General features: G+C 38.8%; 15 protein-coding genes. 12 read left to right on the top strand and 3 right to left on the bottom strand.

Features of this window, described 5'->3' with window-relative positions; translation table 11 throughout:
• Positions 1–2: 2 nt before the first annotated feature.
• From FLUTA_RS05935 to FLUTA_RS05880, 12 genes are all read left to right on the top strand, one after another.
• Positions 3–3305, top strand: a complete 3303-nt coding sequence (locus tag FLUTA_RS05935) for a TAT-variant-translocated molybdopterin oxidoreductase (protein WP_052301349.1) — start codon at positions 3–5, stop codon at positions 3303–3305.
• Between the two features lie 20 nt (positions 3306–3325).
• Complete coding sequence (gene nrfD, locus FLUTA_RS05930) at positions 3326–4771, top strand: NrfD/PsrC family molybdoenzyme membrane anchor subunit (protein WP_013685949.1); 1446 nt, start codon at positions 3326–3328, stop codon at positions 4769–4771.
• Positions 4772–4780: 9 nt separating this feature from the next.
• Positions 4781–5317 (top strand): DUF3341 domain-containing protein, encoded by a 537-nt coding sequence (locus FLUTA_RS05925; RefSeq protein WP_013685948.1) that lies wholly within the window; start codon positions 4781–4783, stop codon positions 5315–5317.
• 45 nt (positions 5318–5362) lie between these two features.
• Positions 5363–6112 (top strand): c-type cytochrome, encoded by a 750-nt coding sequence (locus tag FLUTA_RS20615; RefSeq protein WP_013685947.1) that lies wholly within the window; start codon positions 5363–5365, stop codon positions 6110–6112.
• 27 nt (positions 6113–6139) lie between these two features.
• Positions 6140–7342: a hypothetical protein gene (locus FLUTA_RS05915; RefSeq protein WP_013685946.1), complete on the top strand. Its 1203-nt coding sequence runs from the start codon at positions 6140–6142 to the stop codon at positions 7340–7342.
• A 33-nt stretch (positions 7343–7375) separates the two neighbouring features.
• Positions 7376–8665, top strand: a complete 1290-nt coding sequence (locus FLUTA_RS20610) for a cytochrome c oxidase subunit II (RefSeq protein WP_013685945.1) — start codon at positions 7376–7378, stop codon at positions 8663–8665.
• Positions 8666–8696: 31 nt separating this feature from the next.
• Positions 8697–10505 (top strand): cytochrome c oxidase subunit I, encoded by a 1809-nt coding sequence (locus FLUTA_RS05905; RefSeq protein WP_013685944.1) that lies wholly within the window; start codon positions 8697–8699, stop codon positions 10503–10505.
• Positions 10506–10675: 170 nt separating this feature from the next.
• The gene (ruvB, locus tag FLUTA_RS05900; protein ID WP_013685943.1) at positions 10676–11698 is read left to right on the top strand and encodes a Holliday junction branch migration DNA helicase RuvB; all 1023 of its coding nucleotides are present in this window, start codon (positions 10676–10678) and stop codon (positions 11696–11698) included.
• Between the two features lie 3 nt (positions 11699–11701).
• Complete coding sequence (gene queG, locus FLUTA_RS05895) at positions 11702–12634, top strand: tRNA epoxyqueuosine(34) reductase QueG (RefSeq protein ID WP_013685942.1); 933 nt, start codon at positions 11702–11704, stop codon at positions 12632–12634.
• Between the two features lie 131 nt (positions 12635–12765).
• Complete coding sequence (locus FLUTA_RS05890) at positions 12766–13017, top strand: hypothetical protein (protein WP_013685941.1); 252 nt, start codon at positions 12766–12768, stop codon at positions 13015–13017.
• 78 nt (positions 13018–13095) lie between these two features.
• Complete coding sequence (locus FLUTA_RS20605) at positions 13096–15717, top strand: S8 family serine peptidase (protein ID WP_013685940.1); 2622 nt, start codon at positions 13096–13098, stop codon at positions 15715–15717.
• A 4-nt stretch (positions 15718–15721) separates the two neighbouring features.
• Complete coding sequence (locus FLUTA_RS05880) at positions 15722–17680, top strand: T9SS type B sorting domain-containing protein (protein ID WP_013685939.1); 1959 nt, start codon at positions 15722–15724, stop codon at positions 17678–17680.
• 69 nt (positions 17681–17749) lie between these two features.
• Here the strand turns inward: FLUTA_RS05880 and FLUTA_RS05875 are convergent, their stop codons facing one another.
• The 3 genes from FLUTA_RS05875 to FLUTA_RS05865 all read right to left on the bottom strand — a co-directional run bounded on the left by FLUTA_RS05875 (position 17750) and on the right by FLUTA_RS05865 (position 20294).
• Entirely contained in the window at positions 17750–18406 is a 657-nt protein-coding gene (locus tag FLUTA_RS05875; RefSeq protein WP_013685938.1) for a hypothetical protein, read from the bottom strand.
• A 70-nt stretch (positions 18407–18476) separates the two neighbouring features.
• Positions 18477–19811, bottom strand: coding sequence for an RIP metalloprotease RseP (gene rseP, locus FLUTA_RS05870; protein WP_013685937.1), 1335 nt, complete (start codon positions 19809–19811; stop codon positions 18477–18479).
• A gap of 123 nt (positions 19812–19934) precedes the next feature.
• Positions 19935–20294 carry a hypothetical protein gene (locus FLUTA_RS05865; RefSeq protein WP_013685936.1) on the bottom strand — a complete coding sequence of 120 codons (360 nt, stop codon included), beginning with the start codon at positions 20292–20294 and terminating at the stop codon, positions 19935–19937.
• Between the last annotated feature and the right edge of the window lie 45 nt (positions 20295–20339).

Raw genomic sequence — 20339 nt, 5'->3', positions numbered from 1 at the left:
CTATGTCAAAAAAATATTGGAAAGGTCTTGATGAATTGCATGAAACACCTGCATTCGTTGAGTCAAGAGATCGTGAGTTTTCACCGTCTGTTTCTGTTGACGAATTCTTGGGTGATGATCAACTTGCTGAAACATCTACGGCACGTCGTGACTTCTTGAAATTCTTAGGATTCAGTGTTGCAGCTGCTACAGTTGCGGCTTGTGAGGCTCCTGTTACGAAAGCTATTCCTTACGTTGTGAAACCGGAGAATGTTACTCCAGGTGTTGCAACTTGGTATGCTTCCACTTATTACGATGGAAATGCGTATGCAAGCATCGTTGTTAAGACAAGAGAAGGTCGACCTATTTATATCAAAGGAAACCGTGATTTCGGATTTACGCAAGGAGCTTTAACTCCTCAAATTGTATCATCGGTTCTTTCTTTATACGATAATGCTCGTTTGAAAACAGCTCAATCTAAAGGAAAAGATATTTCTTGGAGTACTTTGGATGATTCAGTTAAGAAAGGTTTATCAGCAGTTGATAAAACAACTGGTAAAGTTGCTTTTGTAGCGAATTCAGTTATTTCACCATCTATGCAGGGTGCTATTGTAGATTTGTCTACAAGTATCTTTGGAGAAGTGAAAGATGCTGCAGGAATGCCAATCGTTCATCCGAATTTCAACTTCATTCAATACGATGCAATTTCATACAGTGGAATGCGTGAAGCGAATTTGGAGTCTTTCGGAATGCGTGCTATTCCAGATTATGACTTCACACAAGCGAAAACAATCGTAAGTATTGGTGCAGATTTCTTGAGTACTTGGTTGCTTGGAAATGCATTCTCTGCTGATTATGGAAAACGCCGTAATCCGGATGGAGAATGGATGAGCAAACACTTCCAGTTTGAATCTATCATGTCTATCACTGGTTCAAATGCGGATTACCGTGGGATGATCAAACCAAGTGAGCAAGCAAATGTACTTTCATACATCTTAGGGAAATTTGGAGTAAACACAGGAGTTGCTTCAGCTTTACCAAAAGAAGCGAAAGCTGTTGCAGATGCTGCCGTAAAAGCATTGAAAGCTTCAAAAGGAATGTCGATTGTTGTTTCTGGTTCTAATAATAAAGCGATTCAAGTTCTTACGAATAAATTGAATAGCGTATTAGGAGCTTACGGAAAAACACTTCTTTTTGACAAGCAATTGCAAATGTTCCAATCGGAAGATGCGAAAATGCAGAAATTAGTTTCTGAGGTAATCGCTGGAAAAGGCCCTGACGCCGTTTTCTTCCTTGGAGCTAATCCTGTTTATAACTTGCCAAATGGTAAGGAATTCGCAGCGGCACTTGAAAAAGTTAAATTGAGCGTTTCATTGTCTGGTTATGGAGATGAAACAGCTACAAAATGTACATATATTGCTCCTGATCACCATGCTTTAGAGTCATGGATGGATTATAATCCAAAAGCAGGACATTATTCAATTGCACAACCTACTATTCGCCCATTATTTGATACTGCACCAGCAATGGAGTCTTTATTGGTTTGGGCAGGTAAGAAACACCGTGGAGGAAAAGATTCACGAGTGGCATACGAATACATTTCAAAAAATTGGGAAGTATATGGTTTCCCATACCAAACAAAATATACAGATTTCAATACATACTTTGAAATGGCTATTCACAATAGCTGTAACGAAGATATGGTGATTCCAGCAACTCCAGCGCCAGCTTTCAACGAAGCAGCATTGGGTAAAGTTTCTGGTAAATTTCCAAAAGCAGGAGCTTTAGAAGTTGTATTGTACCAAAAAACAGGTATTGGAAATGGTGATATGGCTGGTAACCCATGGTTACAAGAGCTACCTGATCCAATTTCTAAAGTAACTTGGGATAACTACATTACAATGTCTCCAGAGACGATGAAGAAAGATGGTTATGCGACTACTTTCGATCAGGAGAATGGATTGACATTGGCAACTGTGAAAGTTGGAAATGAATCTATTACTCTTCCAGTTTATCCATCACCAGGACAAGCTGCTGGTACTATTGGTATCGCACTTGGTTACGGTCGTGGAGAAGGAAATGAAGAAATTGGAAATGCTGCTTTCGTAACGAAGGAACATGGAGGATTTGAAACAGATGCAAATGGTAATCGTGTAACAGTTGGTAAAAATGCTTTCCGTTTCTTAAATTGGGAAAATGGAACTTACCAAAACAATGTTACAGGTTCTTTGACAAAAGATGGTGGTATGTATTTAATTGCAGCTACACAAATTCATCACACGGTGATGTCACGTAACTCGATTGTGAAAGAAACTACGTTAGATATTTACCAAAACGAAGAGCCAGGAACTTACAATCACAAACACGTTTTACATACACATGAAGGTGAAGTTCCAATTTCAGAATTCGATTTGTGGGATGCACATCCTGTAGAAAATATTGGTCACCGTTGGGGAATGACTATCGACTTGAATCAATGTTTTGGTTGTGGAGTTTGTATCGTTGCTTGTCAGGCTGAAAATAATATTCCAGTAGTTGGGAAAGATGAAGTTCGTAGAGGTCGTGAAATGCACTGGTTGCGTATCGACCGTTACTTTGCTTCAAGCGAAGAAGCTGCTGTAGGAACACGTAAGGATCCAGTTTTAGGACATTTAGATTATGTTGAATCTGAAATCCCAACTGCAAACCCTGCTGTAGTTCACATGCCAATGATGTGTCAGCAATGTAACCACGCTCCGTGTGAAACGGTTTGTCCGGTTGCTGCAACAACGCACTCAAATGAAGGATTAAATCAAATGACATATAACCGTTGTATTGGTACTCGTTACTGTGCTAACAACTGTCCTTACAAGGTTCGTCGTTTCAACTGGTTTAACTATCCATCTTACAAGAAATTTACTGAAATCAATCCTGCACAAGATGATTTAGGACGTATGGTATTAAATCCAGATGTTACTGTTCGTACTCGTGGTGTAATGGAGAAATGTTCTTTCTGTGTTCAGAAGATTCAAACAGCTAAATTGGATGCGAAAGTTCAGAACAGAACTGTTCAGGATAGAGAAATAGAAACTGCTTGTTCTGATGCTTGTCCTGCTGGCGCGATAATTTTTGGTGACTGGAATGACGTCAACTCTAAAATTCGTAAGGTTTCGGCTGACAAACGTTCTTACCAAGCTTTAGAAGAAGTAGGTGTGAAACCAAATATTTGGTATCAAGTGAAAATTCGTAACAACGAAAACGCTGATCTAGATAAATTGGCAGCTGCAGAGCATCATGCTGGTCATGGCGCGCATGCTGAGAAACATGAAAGTAAGTCAAATCATTAATTGCTTAAAAATAAAGTCTAATGCATAAGGAAGCTGCAATTCGTGAACCCCTCATATTAGGTCACAAAACGTATCATCAGATTACGGAGGATGTATGTAAGCCAATTGAGGATAAAGCACCACGCATGTGGTACATTTTATTCGGGATCGCTTTAATTATCGGTTTATACGGAGTAGGATGTATCTTTTACTTGTTAGGAACAGGTATTGGAGTTTGGGGATTAAATAAAACCGTTGGATGGGCTTGGGATATTACCAATTTCGTTTGGTGGGTAGGTATTGGTCACGCTGGAACCTTGATCTCCGCAGTATTGTTATTGTTCCGTCAAAAATGGAGAATGGCGATTAACCGTTCTGCTGAGGCGATGACAATTTTCGCAGTATTCATGGCAGGTTTGTTCCCGTTAATTCACATGGGTCGTTTATGGGTTGGTTACTGGACACTTCCATTGCCAAATCACTTCGGATCATTGTGGGTAAACTTCAACTCACCATTGTTATGGGATGTATTTGCGATTTCAACGTATCTTTCTGTATCATTAGTATTCTGGTACATCGGTTTGATTCCTGATTTCGCTACAATCCGCGATAGAGTGAAAAAACCTATTCCAAAGAAAATGTACTCGATACTTTCTTTTGGTTGGTCAGGTCGCGCTAAGCACTGGAATCGTTTTGAATTAGTTTCATTGGTTTTAGCAGGTGTTGCAACTCCATTAGTATTCTCGGTTCACTCGATTGTATCATTTGACTTTGCTACATCGGTTATTCCTGGATGGCATACAACAATCTTCCCTCCTTATTTCGTAGCAGGAGCTGTATTCTCTGGTTTTGCCATGGTACAAACGCTTCTATTGGTTATGCGTAAGGCAATGAAGTTGGAGGCATACATCCACACAAGACACGTAGAGTATATGAACATCGTAATCATGGTTACAGGTTCAATAGTAGGTACTGCGTATATAACTGAGTTATTCATTTCTTGGTATTCAGGAGTTGAGTATGAGGCATATGCTTTCTTCAATAGAGCAGCTGGACCATACTGGTGGGCATACTGGTCAATGATGACTTGTAATGTTGTATCTCCACAGTTGATGTGGTTCAAGAAATTACGTAGAAGTTTATTGTTTACATTCATCATTTCGATTGTTGTAAATATCGGTATGTGGTTTGAGCGTTATGTAATTATCGTTACTTCCATCCACCGTGACTACTTACCATCTTCTTGGTCTATGCATTACCCAAGTCACATCGATTTAGGTGTCTATGTTGGAACCATTGGATTGTTCTTCGTATTCTTCTTATTGTTTGCTCGTTTCTTCCCAGTATTGGCATTGAACGAATTGAAAACAATCTTGAAATCATCTGGTGAATCTTATAAGAACGATACCGCTCCGGTTCACCCTTATTTTGCAAAAAACGGTCATAGTCACGGACATGATGACCATGATAATACTCATAATCATTAATAGAGAAACATGGCAGAGAAAGTAATTTATGCAATGTATGACGACGACGATGTGCTAAAAGATGGCGCAAAGAAGTTAGTCGCTAAAGGAGTTAAAGTAGCTGACGTGTTTTCTCCGTTCCCGATTCACGGAATTGATCCGATTATCGGTGTAAAGCAAACACGATTGGGGATTATGGCCTTTTTGTACGGTTTAACTGGTACAGCATTGGCTACCTTAGGAATGAATTATTTCATGATTCATGACTGGCCGATGAACATTGGTGGTAAACCAAACGATTCATATTTAGATAACGTATTGGCTTTTATTCCAATTACATTTGAGTTCACCGTATTGTGTGCTGCTCATGGAATGGCGATTACTTATTTATTGTTGAATAAGACTTTGCCTGGAATGCCAGCAACAAATCCAGATCCACGTACAACAGACGATAAATTCGTGATGGAATTGCGTTTGTCAGACAACAATCAATTTTCTGAAGGTGAATTGATGGCTATGTTGAATGACACTGGAGTAGTAGAAGTAGATCAAAAAGATATTCATTAATTAACTGTAGATCTTAAGTCTAACAGAGTTTAAAGACCAATACAGATGAAAGTAAAATTCAAGGCATTTGCACAGTTTTCATTAGTAGCGTTGCTAGCAGCAGCGTGTACTTCTGATCCTGATAGTGCAGGTTTAGAATACATGCCTGATATGTATCGTTCTCCTGCGATTGAACCATATGTTGATTATGGTGAAGTTCGCGGTCAGATCAATGATTCGGTAAAAATGCTTCGTTCGGCAATGATTCCGCCACGTTATGTAATTCCTTACGCAGGTACAGATTCAGCAACTGTTCATACATTGTTGCCATATCATCGTTTACCAGGTAGATTGTTTGCTGCATCACACGGATTGTATCAGTATGATTTGTCTTCGAATGAAGACGTAGATTTCGAATACAAAAATGCAGCAGCTGATGTGAATCCTCTAAAGTTAACTTCTAAAGAAGTTGCAGATAAGATTTTCGCAGACGGTAAAGCATTGTATCAAATCAACTGTAACCACTGTCATGGTGAGAAAGGTGATGGAGAAGGACCGATGGTTAAATCTGGAGCTTATACAGGTGCTGCTGTTTTGAGTGGTTTGGCAATTCAAGAAGGACAAATGTTCTATTCTATTTACTACGGTAAAGGAATGATGGGAGCTCACGCTTCATTGTTGAACAAGAAAGAGATCTGGACACTGGTTCACTACGTAAGAAAGTTCCAAGATGCAAAATATGGAACGTTTGATGCAAACGGAGCACCAGCTTGGGGTTCACTTGCACCAGTAGCAGATACATCAGCTAAGAAGTAATTTACTAAGAAAGAAAATAATAATAAAATGGAATTCAAAGTTTCATCAAAAGCAAAATCCCTTACGGTAGTCCTAATGTTGTTAGGAGTTATCGGCATCTGTTTAGGTGTTTGGGTTGAGTTCACTGAATCTCATCATCACGGAGAGCATTTTCAACAACGTTTCTTAGGGAACTTGTTAGTAGATAGCTTCTTCTTCTTCGCAATTGGTTTGGGAGCATTGTACTTCTTGGCATTGCAATATGCAACTGAAACTGGTTGGTACGCATCTGTAAAACGTGTAATCGAAGGAGTAGCAGGTTATTTACCTTATGGTATCGCTTTAATGCTAGTTACTTTGTTAACACTTTCTTTGATGAAAGGTGGAGGTATTTACGTGTGGATGGATAATGCACATGTAGAACACGATCCAATTTTAGTAAAGAAATCCGCTTATTTGAATCAAACATTCTTTTGGATTAGAACGTTGGTTTATATGGCGGTTTACTTCATTTTCTGGAGAGGTTTCAAAATGCGTTCATTGCAAGAAGATGAAATCGGTGGATCTGCCATTCACTTCAAAAACTACAAAAAGGCTGCTTTGTTCTTAGTATTCTTTGCTGTATTTTCTTCAACTTCTGCATGGGACTGGATTATGTCAATTGACGCACACTGGTTCTCAACATTGTTTGGATGGTACGTATTCGCAGGAATGTGGTGTTCTACAATGGTTGTTTTGGTAACATTGACATTGTATTTGAAAAAACAAGGATATTTAAGTAAAGTAAACGAAAACCACATCCACGATTTGGGGAAATGGACATTTGCAACTTCTTTCTTGTGGTCATACCTATGGTTCTCTCAATTCATGTTGATCTGGTATGCAAACATGCCGGAGGAGGTAACTTACCACTTAACGCGTATTGAAGATTTCAAATTATTGTACTTCGGTATGTTCTTCATCAACTTTGCATTCCCAATGTTATTATTGATGTCTCGTGATGCAAAAAGACACTCAGGTGTTTTGACTACAGTTGGAGTTATCATTTTCGCAGGTCACTGGGTAGATGCTTACTTGATGGTAATGGGAGGTTCAATGGGTAAAAATGCTTACATCGGTGCGATGGAAATTGGAATGGCTTTATTGTTCTTAGGATTCTTTATTCGAATTATCTTAACGAATTTGACTAAAGCTCCATTGATGCCTAAAAATCACCCGTTCTTGGACGAAAGTATTCATCACGAAATCTAATAAGGCACTTGTTGTTACGATAAATTAAAAAACATGACAAAGCTAATTATATTAATAGTTATCATTTTAGGAGTAATTGCTATAGCACAGTTGGTGCGTATGTATGAGCTTTCTTCTAAATTAAGAAATCGCCGTGAGGAAGATATTCCGAATCGCGATAACCGAATGAATGCAACCTTGTTGTTGGTGTTTATGTTTGCATTTTTCGCTTCCGTATTGTATTTGTTCTGTGAATACGGATATACTGGAAGAGGCGAAGCAGCAACTGTTCATGGTGCAGCAACTGATTGGTTGATGGATTTGAACATGTGGATTATTATCGGAGTATTCTTCATTACAAATGGATTATTGTTTGGATTTGCTTTCAAATATGTGCGCAAACCAGGAGTAAAAGCATATTGGTTCCCACATGATAATCGTTTGGAGTTAGCTTGGACAGTAGTTCCTGCAATTGTTCTTGCCGTAATTATCATTTTAGGGTTGAAATCGTGGAATGAACAAACTGCTGAATCTCCTAAACAAGCAATTGTTGTAGAATTGTTCTCGAAACAGTTTGACTGGACAGTTCGTATGGCTGGTGATGATAATACATTGGGTTATTTTGATTACAAATTGACGAATGAGAACAACTCATTGGCATTGATGACTACAAAAACCATTCAAGATGCAATCGATAGTATGGAGAATAGTTCAACAGGTATTCATGCTTTAGAAGCAAAATTGAATAATCCGAAGTTGATGTTTATTCCAGAAGATCATGCTTTGATGGTGAAGGATTTGGCAAGAAAGGAACGTATGGTTCGTATGTTGCATCAAATGAAAGCTCGTCATGATTCGAAATTAGATGCCCGTGCAATGGATGATATCGTATTTAATGCAAACGACACCTTGTATTTGTGTAAAGGCAAAAACTATGAGTTTAACTTCCGATCAAAAGATGTTATTCACTCTGCATATATGCCTCATTTCCGCTCTCAGATGAATACGGTACCTGGTCAAACAACTCGATTTAAATTTATTCCTACGATTACTACTAAAGAAATGCGTGGAAAGATGAATAATCCTAAATTCAATTACATCTTAATGTGTAATAAGATTTGTGGATCATCTCATTATAAAATGAAGTTGATGGTTGTTGTCTTAGATGAGCCAGCTTATAACAAATGGTATAAAAAAGTTTCTAAATTGGATCCAAAGGCAGCTGATCTTTGTAAAACCTTTAGAAATGTTTATCCAGTTGGAAAACCAAAAGCTGTTGTAGCAGATTCTACAGCAGTAGCAGCTGGAATGACTGTTGATACAGCAGCAATCGCAACGAAGTAATTATATAACAATAAAGTAAAAAAATAAAATCATGGCAGCTCACGAAGCACACGCACCTCACGACGCTCATGGACATCATCACCATGAAGAGGGTTTTATTTCTAAATATATTTTTAGTCAAGACCATAAAATGATTGGAAAGCAGTTTTTAATGACTGCTGTATTTATGGGAGTAGTAGCAATGCTATTATCTATTTTGTTCCGTATTCAATTGGCTTGGCCAGGTGAGCAATCGGATTTCCTTTCGTTTTTCTTAGGTGAAACTTGGGCTCCAGGAGGGGTTATGAAAGAAAGTATGTACTTAGGATTAGTAACAATTCACGGTACTATCATGGTATTCTTCTTGTTGACTGGTGGTTTGTCAGGTACATTCTCGAACTTACTTATTCCGTTGCAAATTGGAGCACGTGATATGGCGTCAGGGATGTTGAACATGTTGTCTTATTGGATGTTCTTAGCTTCATCGTTGATCATGTTGTTCTCTTTGTTCATTGAGACAGGACCAGCATCTTCAGGTTGGACAATTTACCCTCCATTATCTGCACTTCCTCAAGCAATTGAAGGTTCAGGTTTAGGAATGACTATGTGGTTGGTTTCAATGACTATTTTCATTGCTTCTTCTTTGTTGGGTTCTTTGAACTACATCGTTACGATTTTCAACTTGCGTACAAAAGGAATGAAAATGACTCGTTTGCCATTGACAATTTGGGCTTTCTTCATTACTGCAATCTTAGGAGTATTATCTTTCCCTGTTTTATTGTCAGCAGCGTTGTTATTGATGATGGACCGTTTGGCAGGAACTTCTTTCTACCTTTCGGATATCATTGTTGGTTCTGAGATGTTAGAAAATCATGGTGGTTCTCCATTATTGTACCAGCATTTATTCTGGTTCTTAGGTCACCCTGAAGTATACATCGTATTGTTGCCTGCATTGGGTCTGACCTCGGAGATTATTTCAACTAATTCACGTAAACCAATCTTTGGTTATCGTGCGATGATTGGTTCAATCCTTGCAATTGGTTTCTTGTCATTCATCGTTTGGGGTCACCACATGTTTATCACGGGTATGAATCCATTCATTGGTTCGGTATTCGTATTTACAACCTTGTTAATTGCAATTCCTTCAGCTGTAAAAGTGTTTAACTACATTACTACAATCTGGAGAGGTTCTAACATCTACACTCCAGCAATGTTGTTCTCTGTAGGATTGGTTTCTACGTTCATCACAGGTGGTGTAACAGGTATTATTTTGGCGGATTCTGCATTAGATATCGCAGTTCACGATACGTACTTCGTTATAGCTCACTTCCACATTGTAATGGGTATGTCTGCTGTATTCGGAATGTTTGCCGGTGTTTACCACTGGTTCCCGAAAATGTATGGTAAGATGTTGAATACACGTTTAGGGTATGCTCACTTCTGGGTAACTATCGTAGGAGCTTATGGAGTCTTCTTCCCAATGCACTTCGTTGGATTGGCAGGAGCACCAAGACGTTATTATGATTACTCAGTTTACGGGGAATTCGATACAAACGCACAAGAGATGATTATGGATTTGAATGTGATCATTACCATTTTCGCAATTATTGCAGCATTTGGTCAGTTGATTTTCTTATTCAATTTCTTCTACAGTATTTACAGAGGACCGAAGGCTGTTCAAAATCCTTGGAAATCGAATACGTTAGAATGGACAACTCCAGTAGAGCATGTTCACGGTAACTGGCCAGGAGCAATTCCTGAGGTTCACCGTTGGCCTTATGATTACTCTAAGCCAGGTGCATCAGAGGATTTTATTCCTCAAATTGTACCATTAGGTCCAGGAGAAGAAGGAGATCATTAATACTAAGATTTTAATAGATTACAAGGCGGTTCGAAAGAGTCGCCTTTTTTATTTTACTCCCGAGTGTCGCTTTTCCCCTTTCTCCTAATTCGTAATTCGGTATTGGAAATTCGTAATTAGCTATGTGGTTCAAAACTTGAGTGCTTATTTTGTATTTTTGTAGTTAATATATGGAAGACGAATCATTTGATTATAGATCCGAAGCATCAAACCCGGAAAAAGAGTATGACAAAGTACTCCGACCAAAATTGTTGGATGATTTTGCGGGTCAACCGCAGGCAGTTGAGAATCTGGAAATTTTTGTAAAAGCAGCGATTCAACGAAGTGAACCTCTGGATCACGTCTTATTGCACGGCCCTCCCGGACTTGGAAAGACGACCCTTGCACACATTATTTCCAATGAATTGAATGTTGGGTTTAAAGTAACAAGCGGTCCTGTTTTGGATAAACCAGGAGATCTTGCTGGCTTGCTGACGAACTTGGGGCATGGAGATGTTCTTTTCATTGATGAAATTCATCGTTTGAGTCCAGTTGTGGAAGAATACCTGTATTCTGCAATGGAAGATTATTGCATTGATATTTTAATTGACTCAGGAGCCAATGCTAGATCGGTTCAAATCAGTTTAAATCCATTTACACTGATTGGAGCTACAACGCGTTCAGGATTGCTTACAGCGCCTTTAAGAGCACGTTTTGGTATTAACTTGCGTTTGAATTATTACGATGTGGAAACATTGGCTTCTATTATCGAACGCTCTGCCGAATTATTAAATATCCCAATTCAAGAGCAAGCTGCTTTCGAAATTTCACGAAGAAGTAGAGGGACTCCCCGAATTGCAAATGCTATTTTGCGAAGGGTGCGCGATTTTGCACAAGTGAAAGGCGATGGAACGATTACACTTGAAATTACTAAACATGCTTTGGATGCATTAAACGTGGATAAATACGGTTTGGATGAAATGGATAACCGCATTTTGAAAACCTTGATTGATAAATTCAAGGGTGGTCCAGTTGGATTAACTACGATTGCTACTGCAATTGGTGAGAATGCCGGAACTTTGGAAGAAGTGTATGAGCCATTTTTGATTCAAGAAGGGTTTTTAATGCGAACTCCAAGAGGACGAAAAGCTACAGAGAAAGCTTTTATTCATTTAGGATTCGACATGGGCTGGCAGCAAGGGGGTTTATTTTAAGTCATGCAACAGGATCACATCAAAAGACTGATTCGAACAAAAGCGGAGAAACTGGGTTTTTTGCATGTTGGTTTCTCGAAGGCAGATTTTTTAGCCTCTGAAGAACCTCGATTGGTTAATTGGTTGAAGGCTGAAAAACATGGAAAGATGTCTTATATGGAAAATCATTTCGATTTGAGATTGGATCCTCGCTTGTTAGTTCCAGGTGCAAAAACAGTCATTTCATTAGCATACAATTACTTTCCGGAATCAACACAACGAAAAGATACCTATCAGATTTCCAAATACGCTTACGGGAAAGATTATCACGATGTCGTAAAAGCCAAATTACGCACCTTGGTTTCTGAATTACAAACCGAAATTGGAGCTGTTGAAGGAAGAGTTTTTGTGGATAGTGCCCCTATTCTTGAAAAAGCTTGGGCAGAAAAGAGTGGAGTTGGATGGCTTGGTAAAAATGGAAATCTAATTCAACCGAAAACAGGTTCTTTTTTCTTCCTAGCTGAAATCATTTGTGACTTAGAAGTCGAAGCAGATGGCCCTATTAAAGATTATTGTGGCTCATGTACCCGCTGTATTGACGCTTGTCCAACACAAGCCATTGAAGCGCCTTACATTGTAAATGGCTCTAAGTGCATTTCGTATGCGACGATTGAATTAAAGGATGCTGATTTACCTGAATTGTTTCGAGGGAATATGAACAATTGGATCTACGGATGTGATATCTGCCAGGATGTTTGTCCATGGAATCGCTTTTCGAAACCCCATTCCGAAATTGATTTCAGACCAAAAGATGAAATTCTCTCTTTTTCAAAACAAGATTGGGAAGAGTTGGATGAGCTAGCTTTTCAATCTATTTTCAAAGGAAGTGCCGTTAAAAGGACTAAGTTTTCTGGTTTAAAACGAAATGTTTCTTTTTTGAGTTCTACAGAAGATTAAGCTCCTGAAAAATAGAAATCTCTAAATCCTCAGCTATCGAATGGTTCCCATTTTTTAACCATAATTTGCTCAATTAAAAATAGTTAGATATTTTTTTTGTATTTTGTGACTAACTTTTAATGTTAATCACTATGAAAAGAATCATCAATTCAAGACAATTTCTGAAATCGGCAATCTTTCTTTTGGGTATTCTATTTCCGTTGCACTTTCATGCCCAAACTCAAAATCCAGTTAATCCTCAGATCTCAATCACCGAGTCATTCAATGGATTCACTTATTTTAAGGTAAACGGAATTTGGAAAGTTCAGGACCCGAATACGCTTCAAATGTTTAATATTGCAACGGATCGAATTTCTGTGAAATTCAAACCTACTGCTACGTAAATTCAAATCAGCGCATTTGAGAATACCAGTGGGTTAATTCGCAAAAAAAGAACCGTAATTGACTGGTATCGTTATGATTTGAGTAATGCACAAGGAAGCTTTTTCGATATTGCACGAATGTGTGCTTCGAATGCTTTGGTGGAAAAGGTTAGTGTTTCGTCTACACTCATTTACATGCAAACGTCTAATGATCCAGTTTCTTCTAACGCCTGGTACTATAACAATGTGAATGATAAGGACATTGATATGCATGAAGCATGGAATATTGAAACAGGTTTGGGTAGTCAAATACTTGTTGCTATTATAGATAGTGGGATTGACTGGGCGCATGAAGACTTAGGTATGGGAACTGATGGGTATCAAAATATTTACTTGAATCCGGGAGAAGATGCTTGGATTAATGTGGATACTCCTTCAACAGGAAACGGGATCGATGATGACAACAATGGTTATATTGATGATTGGAAAGGATGGAATTTTCATGATAACACAAATGATACGAGACTGAATGCTGGACATGGGACACACACCGCAGGTATTGTTTCTGCAAAAACCAATAATAACAAAGGGGTTGCCGGAGTTGCCGGAGGCTGGGGAGGATCCGGGTGTAAAATAATCCCTTGTGGAGCAGGACCGAATGGACAATCTATGGTTGAAGAAGCGGTAGACGGTATTCTATATGCCGTTGCATTAGGTGCAAAAGTCATCAATATGAGTTTTGGATCAGGTGCGACTGCTGAATTTGAAGATGCAATCGTGTATGCGTATGAACATGGTGTTGTTATCGTTGCCTCAGCCGGTAATGATGGGGTTCAGCCGGTAATGTATCCTGCAAATCATCCATTTGTAATCGGGGTTGGTGCTACAGAATATGCTGATCTGCGGAGACCGAACTCAAACTACGGACAACATTTGGATATGGCTGCACCGGGACTTGAGATTATCAGTACACAGGAGCTTGATAATTACGGTTCAAGTTCAGGAACTTCCTTCTCTTCACCTATGGTAGCTGGTGTTGCAGCGTTGATGCTGTCGCAAAATCCATGTCTCGGACCACGTCAGATTCAGGATATGCTAACTGCTACTTCTGAAAAAGTAGGCGGTTATTATTACAATTACACTCCCTTAATTCCCGGAAAGTCTAATGAGCTTGGTTATGGTCGCTTAAATGCACACGATGCGGTAAAAGCAGCCCAGCTTTCTACCGGACAAGGAATTGATTTGTATATGCGTGACCGTTTCAACGATACAGGAAACGATGCGGGCTATATTTTCACCTGGGATTACGACGAAAGTCCTGATATTTGGGTTCGAAACAACCCAGATGGTTTCGTAGTTGAAAACCAGGTCCATGAAGCCCAGTCTTTTGAATACGGTCCAAATGATCCGTTTTATGTCTATGTGCGAGTAGGTAATAAGGGCTGTACTCCTTCTTTAGGTACAGAAACTCTTTCGCTTTACCGTTCTGTTGCTTCTACACTTTCCGGGTGGCCGGGAGACTGGAATGGGATGGGAGGTCAACAAGGTGCGGTCATCGGTACTCAAACGATCCCTGTCTTAGAGCCCGGAGAGTCTATAATTCTGGAATTCGAATGGGCGCCAATTTACAATATTGGTCACTGCCTTTTGGCCCGAATTGAAAATTCTACCCAGGATCCCATCACTGTTTATCCGGATAATATGGCAGATGATATTTACCGCAACAACAACATTGCTATGCGCAATGTGTTCATACACGATATCTATCCGGGAGTTCAAAAGCCGGTAATCGGTGGTATTGTTTATCCTTATGGTGATTTTGTAGCTGTTGGAAACAGAAAGGATGTTAAAATGGACTATGATTTGATTTTTAAATCACCGGATGATGAACCCGGGAATCCATTGACTAAAGAAGCAGAAGTTGTATTGATTTTTGATAATGACGGTTGGGACTTGCTTTATCCGTACATGAAGGATAGAACAGATATTCGCATCTTGAGAGATCAGCGAGTACAGCTTTTAAGCAGGGAAGTGAAATTGAATAAAGTTTCTTTTCCTGCGCAACAACGTGTTTCTATCTATGTAAGCTATAGTTTCTTAACCCAGGAAGTTACCAATAAGAGTACCTTTGGTTATCATGTAATTCAAAAATACAGCGATGCAGATCCCAATGCAATTGAACGATGGACAGGTGCCGTGCATTATTACATTACAAAATATGAACGCGATCCTTTTAAGGCCAGAGCAGGCGCAGATAAGTCGATTCGCGAGGGGGATGTAGTTACTGTGACCGCTAATACAATCCAAGAAAACGCAGTGTACAATTGGTATGATGAATCTGGTGAATTGATTTACAGTGGAAGTTCGTTTACCGCTACACCTGAAATTAGTAAAAAATACAAACTAGAAGTCATCGCAGATGCAGATGGTTTCAAAGATTATGACAGCATGGAGGTCAAAGTGAATTCTTTCTACTTAAATGAATTGACTCCTAATCCTGTAAATGATCTATTAACGGTGAATTACCATGCATCCGATGCAAATCAGGCTTTTTTAATGATTGTAGGTAGTTCAAACAACTATCAATCCAGTAATTACGTTTTAAATACACAACAAAGCCAGCGGGTTATTGATGTCAGTCAATTGGCTACGGGTCACTACCAGGTTATCCTGGTTTGTAACGGACAAGTGGTTGATACCAAATCCCTGGTTGTAAATTAATAGAATGATTGACTTGCTGAGATATATCAAAGATGGATTTAGGGTTTGCAGCATCAGCTTTTGTATGCTGCTTTCCCTTTCTTTGTATTCCCAGCAAAATCAAGTTATTTCAAATGTTATTCGCGGTTCGGTAGTTGGTTTGGGCTGGGGAACAGGAGGAACAAGCGGTGGTTTTTCGGACCGCATTTATTTTGATTGCTCTACCTGCATGGATATTGGTAATGTTTATTTGATTGGACTTGAATATATTTTCTTCGACACTACCAATCTTGAAGCTTTTGAAGCGAATGCTGTGGAAATAAACGGAGAGTCTGCCTGGTTTACGACAGAAACACGGATAAGCCCCAAATTAGGCCCAAATTTCCATGGAAGTTATCCGGAAAGTTTCGCTGTTCATATAATCCCCTTTGATTTTCAATGTAATGGTACGGATTTCATTGAGTTCTACATACCACCTAAAGATTGGAAATCAGGAATGATCAATTACTATCTGGTCATTGAATGTTTGGATGCTTCCAGTGATCCGGTAGCATATTCTTTGGTGCTCAACACTGCAGACACTGACTTAAATATGGAGATTCCTTCGGGTCAGTCTTTGGAGTTGTCTCCTTATTCTCATACGGATGGTGTAGGATTTTCAATAGTTGGAGGAATAATGAATTTCATGAATGGAGATGCTTCTTCAGTTGCTTTTAATAGTAATTATTTAGGAAAAATTGCAGGTGAAGACCTCAGTTCTTTTGGTTACTATGCTTCAGGAGTGCGCGGTCATTTTCGTTATTCAAATGGCGTATTGGAAGGGCTGGATGATGATACTCCCGATTTGGTCATGGACAGCACGGATGCTCTGGCTAATGTTCAAACCATGATGAATGGCAATTCGTTTTATTTTAGCTGTATACACGAACTACCTCCTTCTATTTCAGGACACTTTACAAATCCCGTCCTTGCGGGTATTCTTACTTATACTCCGGTATGCGATACTTTCACTGTCTCTGTTCCAAAAGATACAACAATATGCTATGGTACACAATTGCCTCTGCATGTTGAGGGCGGGGTGGTTTATGAATGGTATCCGGCAACGGGTTTGAGTTGCTCGGATTGCCCGAATCCTGTTTTTTCGGCAGATTCAAGTATGTTTTATACGGTAAAGATCTATAATAACGACAGTTGTTTTGTTTCCAGGCCTTTACATGTAACGGTGTTTCCGGAAATAGATCCTGGAAATAGTGTCATTACACCATCTGTGTGCGGAACGAATACCGGTAGTGTGGTTTTTTCAGCGGCATCGAATTTCGGGTATACCTACACTTTGATTGGTGGTGAGACAAATTATCACGGACAGTTTCAGAACCTGAGTGCTGGAAACCACAGTTTTTATATTGTGGATTCTCACGGCTGTCAGAGTCCTGATACGGTGATTTTCGTTTTAGAAGTGAATCCTACAGTGGCTGATTTTGAGCTTTCACCAGCTACTGGGGTGGCACCATTAGTGATCGATATCACAAATACTTCTCAAGCCTTTACACAGTTTGAATGGTTCTTGAATGGTTCTTCAACCGGTGGGCAGCCCCATGTGGTTTTTGATTCATCGGGTGTTTATGAAATAGAATTGATAGTTTGGCAAAATGATCCTTCATGTGCCGATACCGCTTTTCACAGCGTGTTGGTTTACGATTCTTTGATTGTTGATCTCCCAAATATTTTCACTCCGAACGGAGACGGAATCAATGATTTTTTCGAGATTACGATTAATCAAGCTGTAAAAGTGGAGATTGTTATTCTCAACCGTTGGGGTAATACTGTGTTTTCTTATAGTGGGAGCTTGAAGGTCGGGGAGAATCCTTTGTGGTATCCAGACAATAGTTTTTCAGAAGGGGTTTATTTTTATACCATTTATTTTGATTCAAAGACAGAATCAAAATTAGTGGAGAAGCAAGGTTTTGTTCAGCTTGTCTGGTGAATTATTATGATAAAAAACCCCGATCTCGTATATACGGAATCGGGGTTTAATTTTTTGAATAAATTCAGACTATTGTCCTCCACCCATCATTTTAAGTTCGTCTTCTGTAACAATTTTATATCCTTCAGGAACTTTCGTACTAAACACGCTTTTTTCAACACTGCCTTCAAATTTTGAAGCTACGAAGTGAATGGTCATTCCATTAACAGATGTAGAGAATTCCAATGGAATACCTGAAATTGGGGCGTTTCCAAATTGCTGATGTCCTTTCAAATCTGCTTTTAAATCTGTAGCAATCCACATGATTGTTTCTTTTCCTTCAGCATCTCGGAGAATTGTTTTAGTACATTTAAATCCAATAATCTCTTTTGTTTCGGTAGTTACTTCTACTTTGATTTCAGGTTTCTTTTCTTCTGCTTTTACTTCTGATATTTTCGTTTGAGTTGCAGTTTTATTTCCCATCATTTCCATTAAAAGCAATCCTTTGTCTGCTTTTGCGTCCATTACCGTATTCATCTTGATGAATGTTCCCATAGACATTTCAATACGCGATTTTTTAGGCATAAAATACATTTCCATAGTAGAACCTTGCATCATGGAAATTGCCATTGCCATTTCTGGGTTGTCGCTAGAAAAATCTAATGCGTAGGAAACATGTCCTTTCGTTTGGGCAGAAGCAACTCCAATTGTTGCTAGAAATAAAATGGATGCTATTAAGTGTTTCATGTGTTTATTTTTTTTACAAAAATGGCACAAATCTTTCGACTTATGCCACCGTTCATGTATTTCGTGATTTTTAATTCGTGAATGCACCAATGAGGTCTTTTCCATTCGCATAGAGAATAAGCCCCAGTAATAAAAAGAATCCAACATATTGCGCGTATTCCATAAATTTCTGACCTGGTGTGCGTCCTGTAATTATTTCATACAAGAGGAACATCACATGCCCGCCATCCAAAGCTGGAATTGGCAATAAGTTCATGATTGCAAGCATCATCGAAAGGAAAGCAGTTAGTGTCCAGAATGCTTGCCAGTTCCATGTTGGTGGGAATAATTTTCCAATCGAACCAACTCCACCAATTGAATTAGCGCCTTTTTTAGAAAACACATACTTAAATTGAGCAAGATTCGCATACAAACTTTTGTATCCTTTGCTAATTCCTGATCCAAAGCTTTCTCCCAAAGAGTAATGTTGTGTATAGATCGCATTTGTATCAGTACTTACATTTAATAATTTCGGATAGAAGCCTAATTTACCATCCTTGGCTATTTTCACTTCTTTAGAGCGAATTGAATCTCCAGATTGAATCTCTAGCTCACATTTTTTACCTCTGTTTTTATAAATTGAAGTGGTGATTTCATCAAAAAACACAAATTTATTTCCGTTAATACCAACTATTTTATCTCCTTTTTTCAAGCCAATTCTCTCAGCTGCAGATTTAGGAATAACACTGTCAATTCCTTCATTGAAGTAGCGGAAACTAAAAGCAGCTTCGGCATTGTTTTCCCACATTTTGTTTCCAATGTCTTCAGGGAGATTAATCGTTTGAATTTTTCCGTCTTTATGTTGAACCTTGAAATGAGTCTTTCCGAATATCATGATCTCCATTCCGAGTTTATTCAACTCATCTGCCTTTTCTCCGTTAACAGATAAAACTTTATCTCCAGATTGAAACCCAAATTGCTCAAAGTATGGATGAACAGCAATACCGTTTTGCAATTTGTTGTGGTCTACTTTTTCCTCTCCCCAAACAAATATGACCATAATATAAATCAGGAAACCAACTACTACATTGACGATAATTCCACCCAACATAATAATCAATCGTTGCCAGGCAGGTTTTGAACGGAATTCCCAAGGTTGTGCTGGTTGAGCCAATTGCTCTGTATCCATGGATTCATCCACCATTCCAGCAATTTTTACATATCCACCTAATGGAATCCAACCCAATCCCCATTCTGTTTCTCCAATTTTTTTCTTAAAAACAGAGAAATAAGGATTAAAGAACAAGTAGAATTTCTCCACTCGGGTATTGAACCATTTTGCGGGCAAATAATGGCCAAATTCATGGATTACAATTAGAAAAGAAAGTGATAATATCAGCTGAGCTGCGCGAACCCAAAAATCCATAGTTTTTATTTAATGTGGAACAAATATAGTAATAAGTGATTAGGCAATAGGTATTAGTGATTAGTAGCCGGTGATTACCTCCAGAATTAACGATTCACTAGTGCCTCTTTACTATTGCCTAAACTAAGGTTGTACATTTTTGGTGGAATAGCCATGGTGCTCAAAGTACTCCAAAATAGCTTCCTTCATAAATGCTTGTTGCTCTAATTCACTCAATGGCGGAAGTTCCTTGATAAACTCAAAATGAGGCCAGTTTTCTGGATCTCTTCCCTTGAATTCGTAGTATCCATAAGGTTCCAATAGCGTGCAAATAGCAACGTGCATCAGATCCGTTTTCTCGTGTTTCTTGAAAATTTTATATCCAAGACCCAATTCTTCCACTCCAATTAAGAACAGAATAGCTTGTAAGTCTAACCCTGGACCAAATTCAGGCTCCATTTGTTTAGCAAGATTTTGGTAACGTAATTCTAATGCGTAATCCATGCCATAAAATTAGTTATTTAGGATGAAAGGACATCAGGATATTAA

It is taken from the genome of Fluviicola taffensis DSM 16823 (assembly GCF_000194605.1).
In the GTDB taxonomy this organism is placed as follows: domain Bacteria; phylum Bacteroidota; class Bacteroidia; order Flavobacteriales_D; family Crocinitomicaceae; genus Fluviicola; species Fluviicola taffensis.
This window is presented reverse-complemented; position numbering and strand designations above follow the sequence as displayed.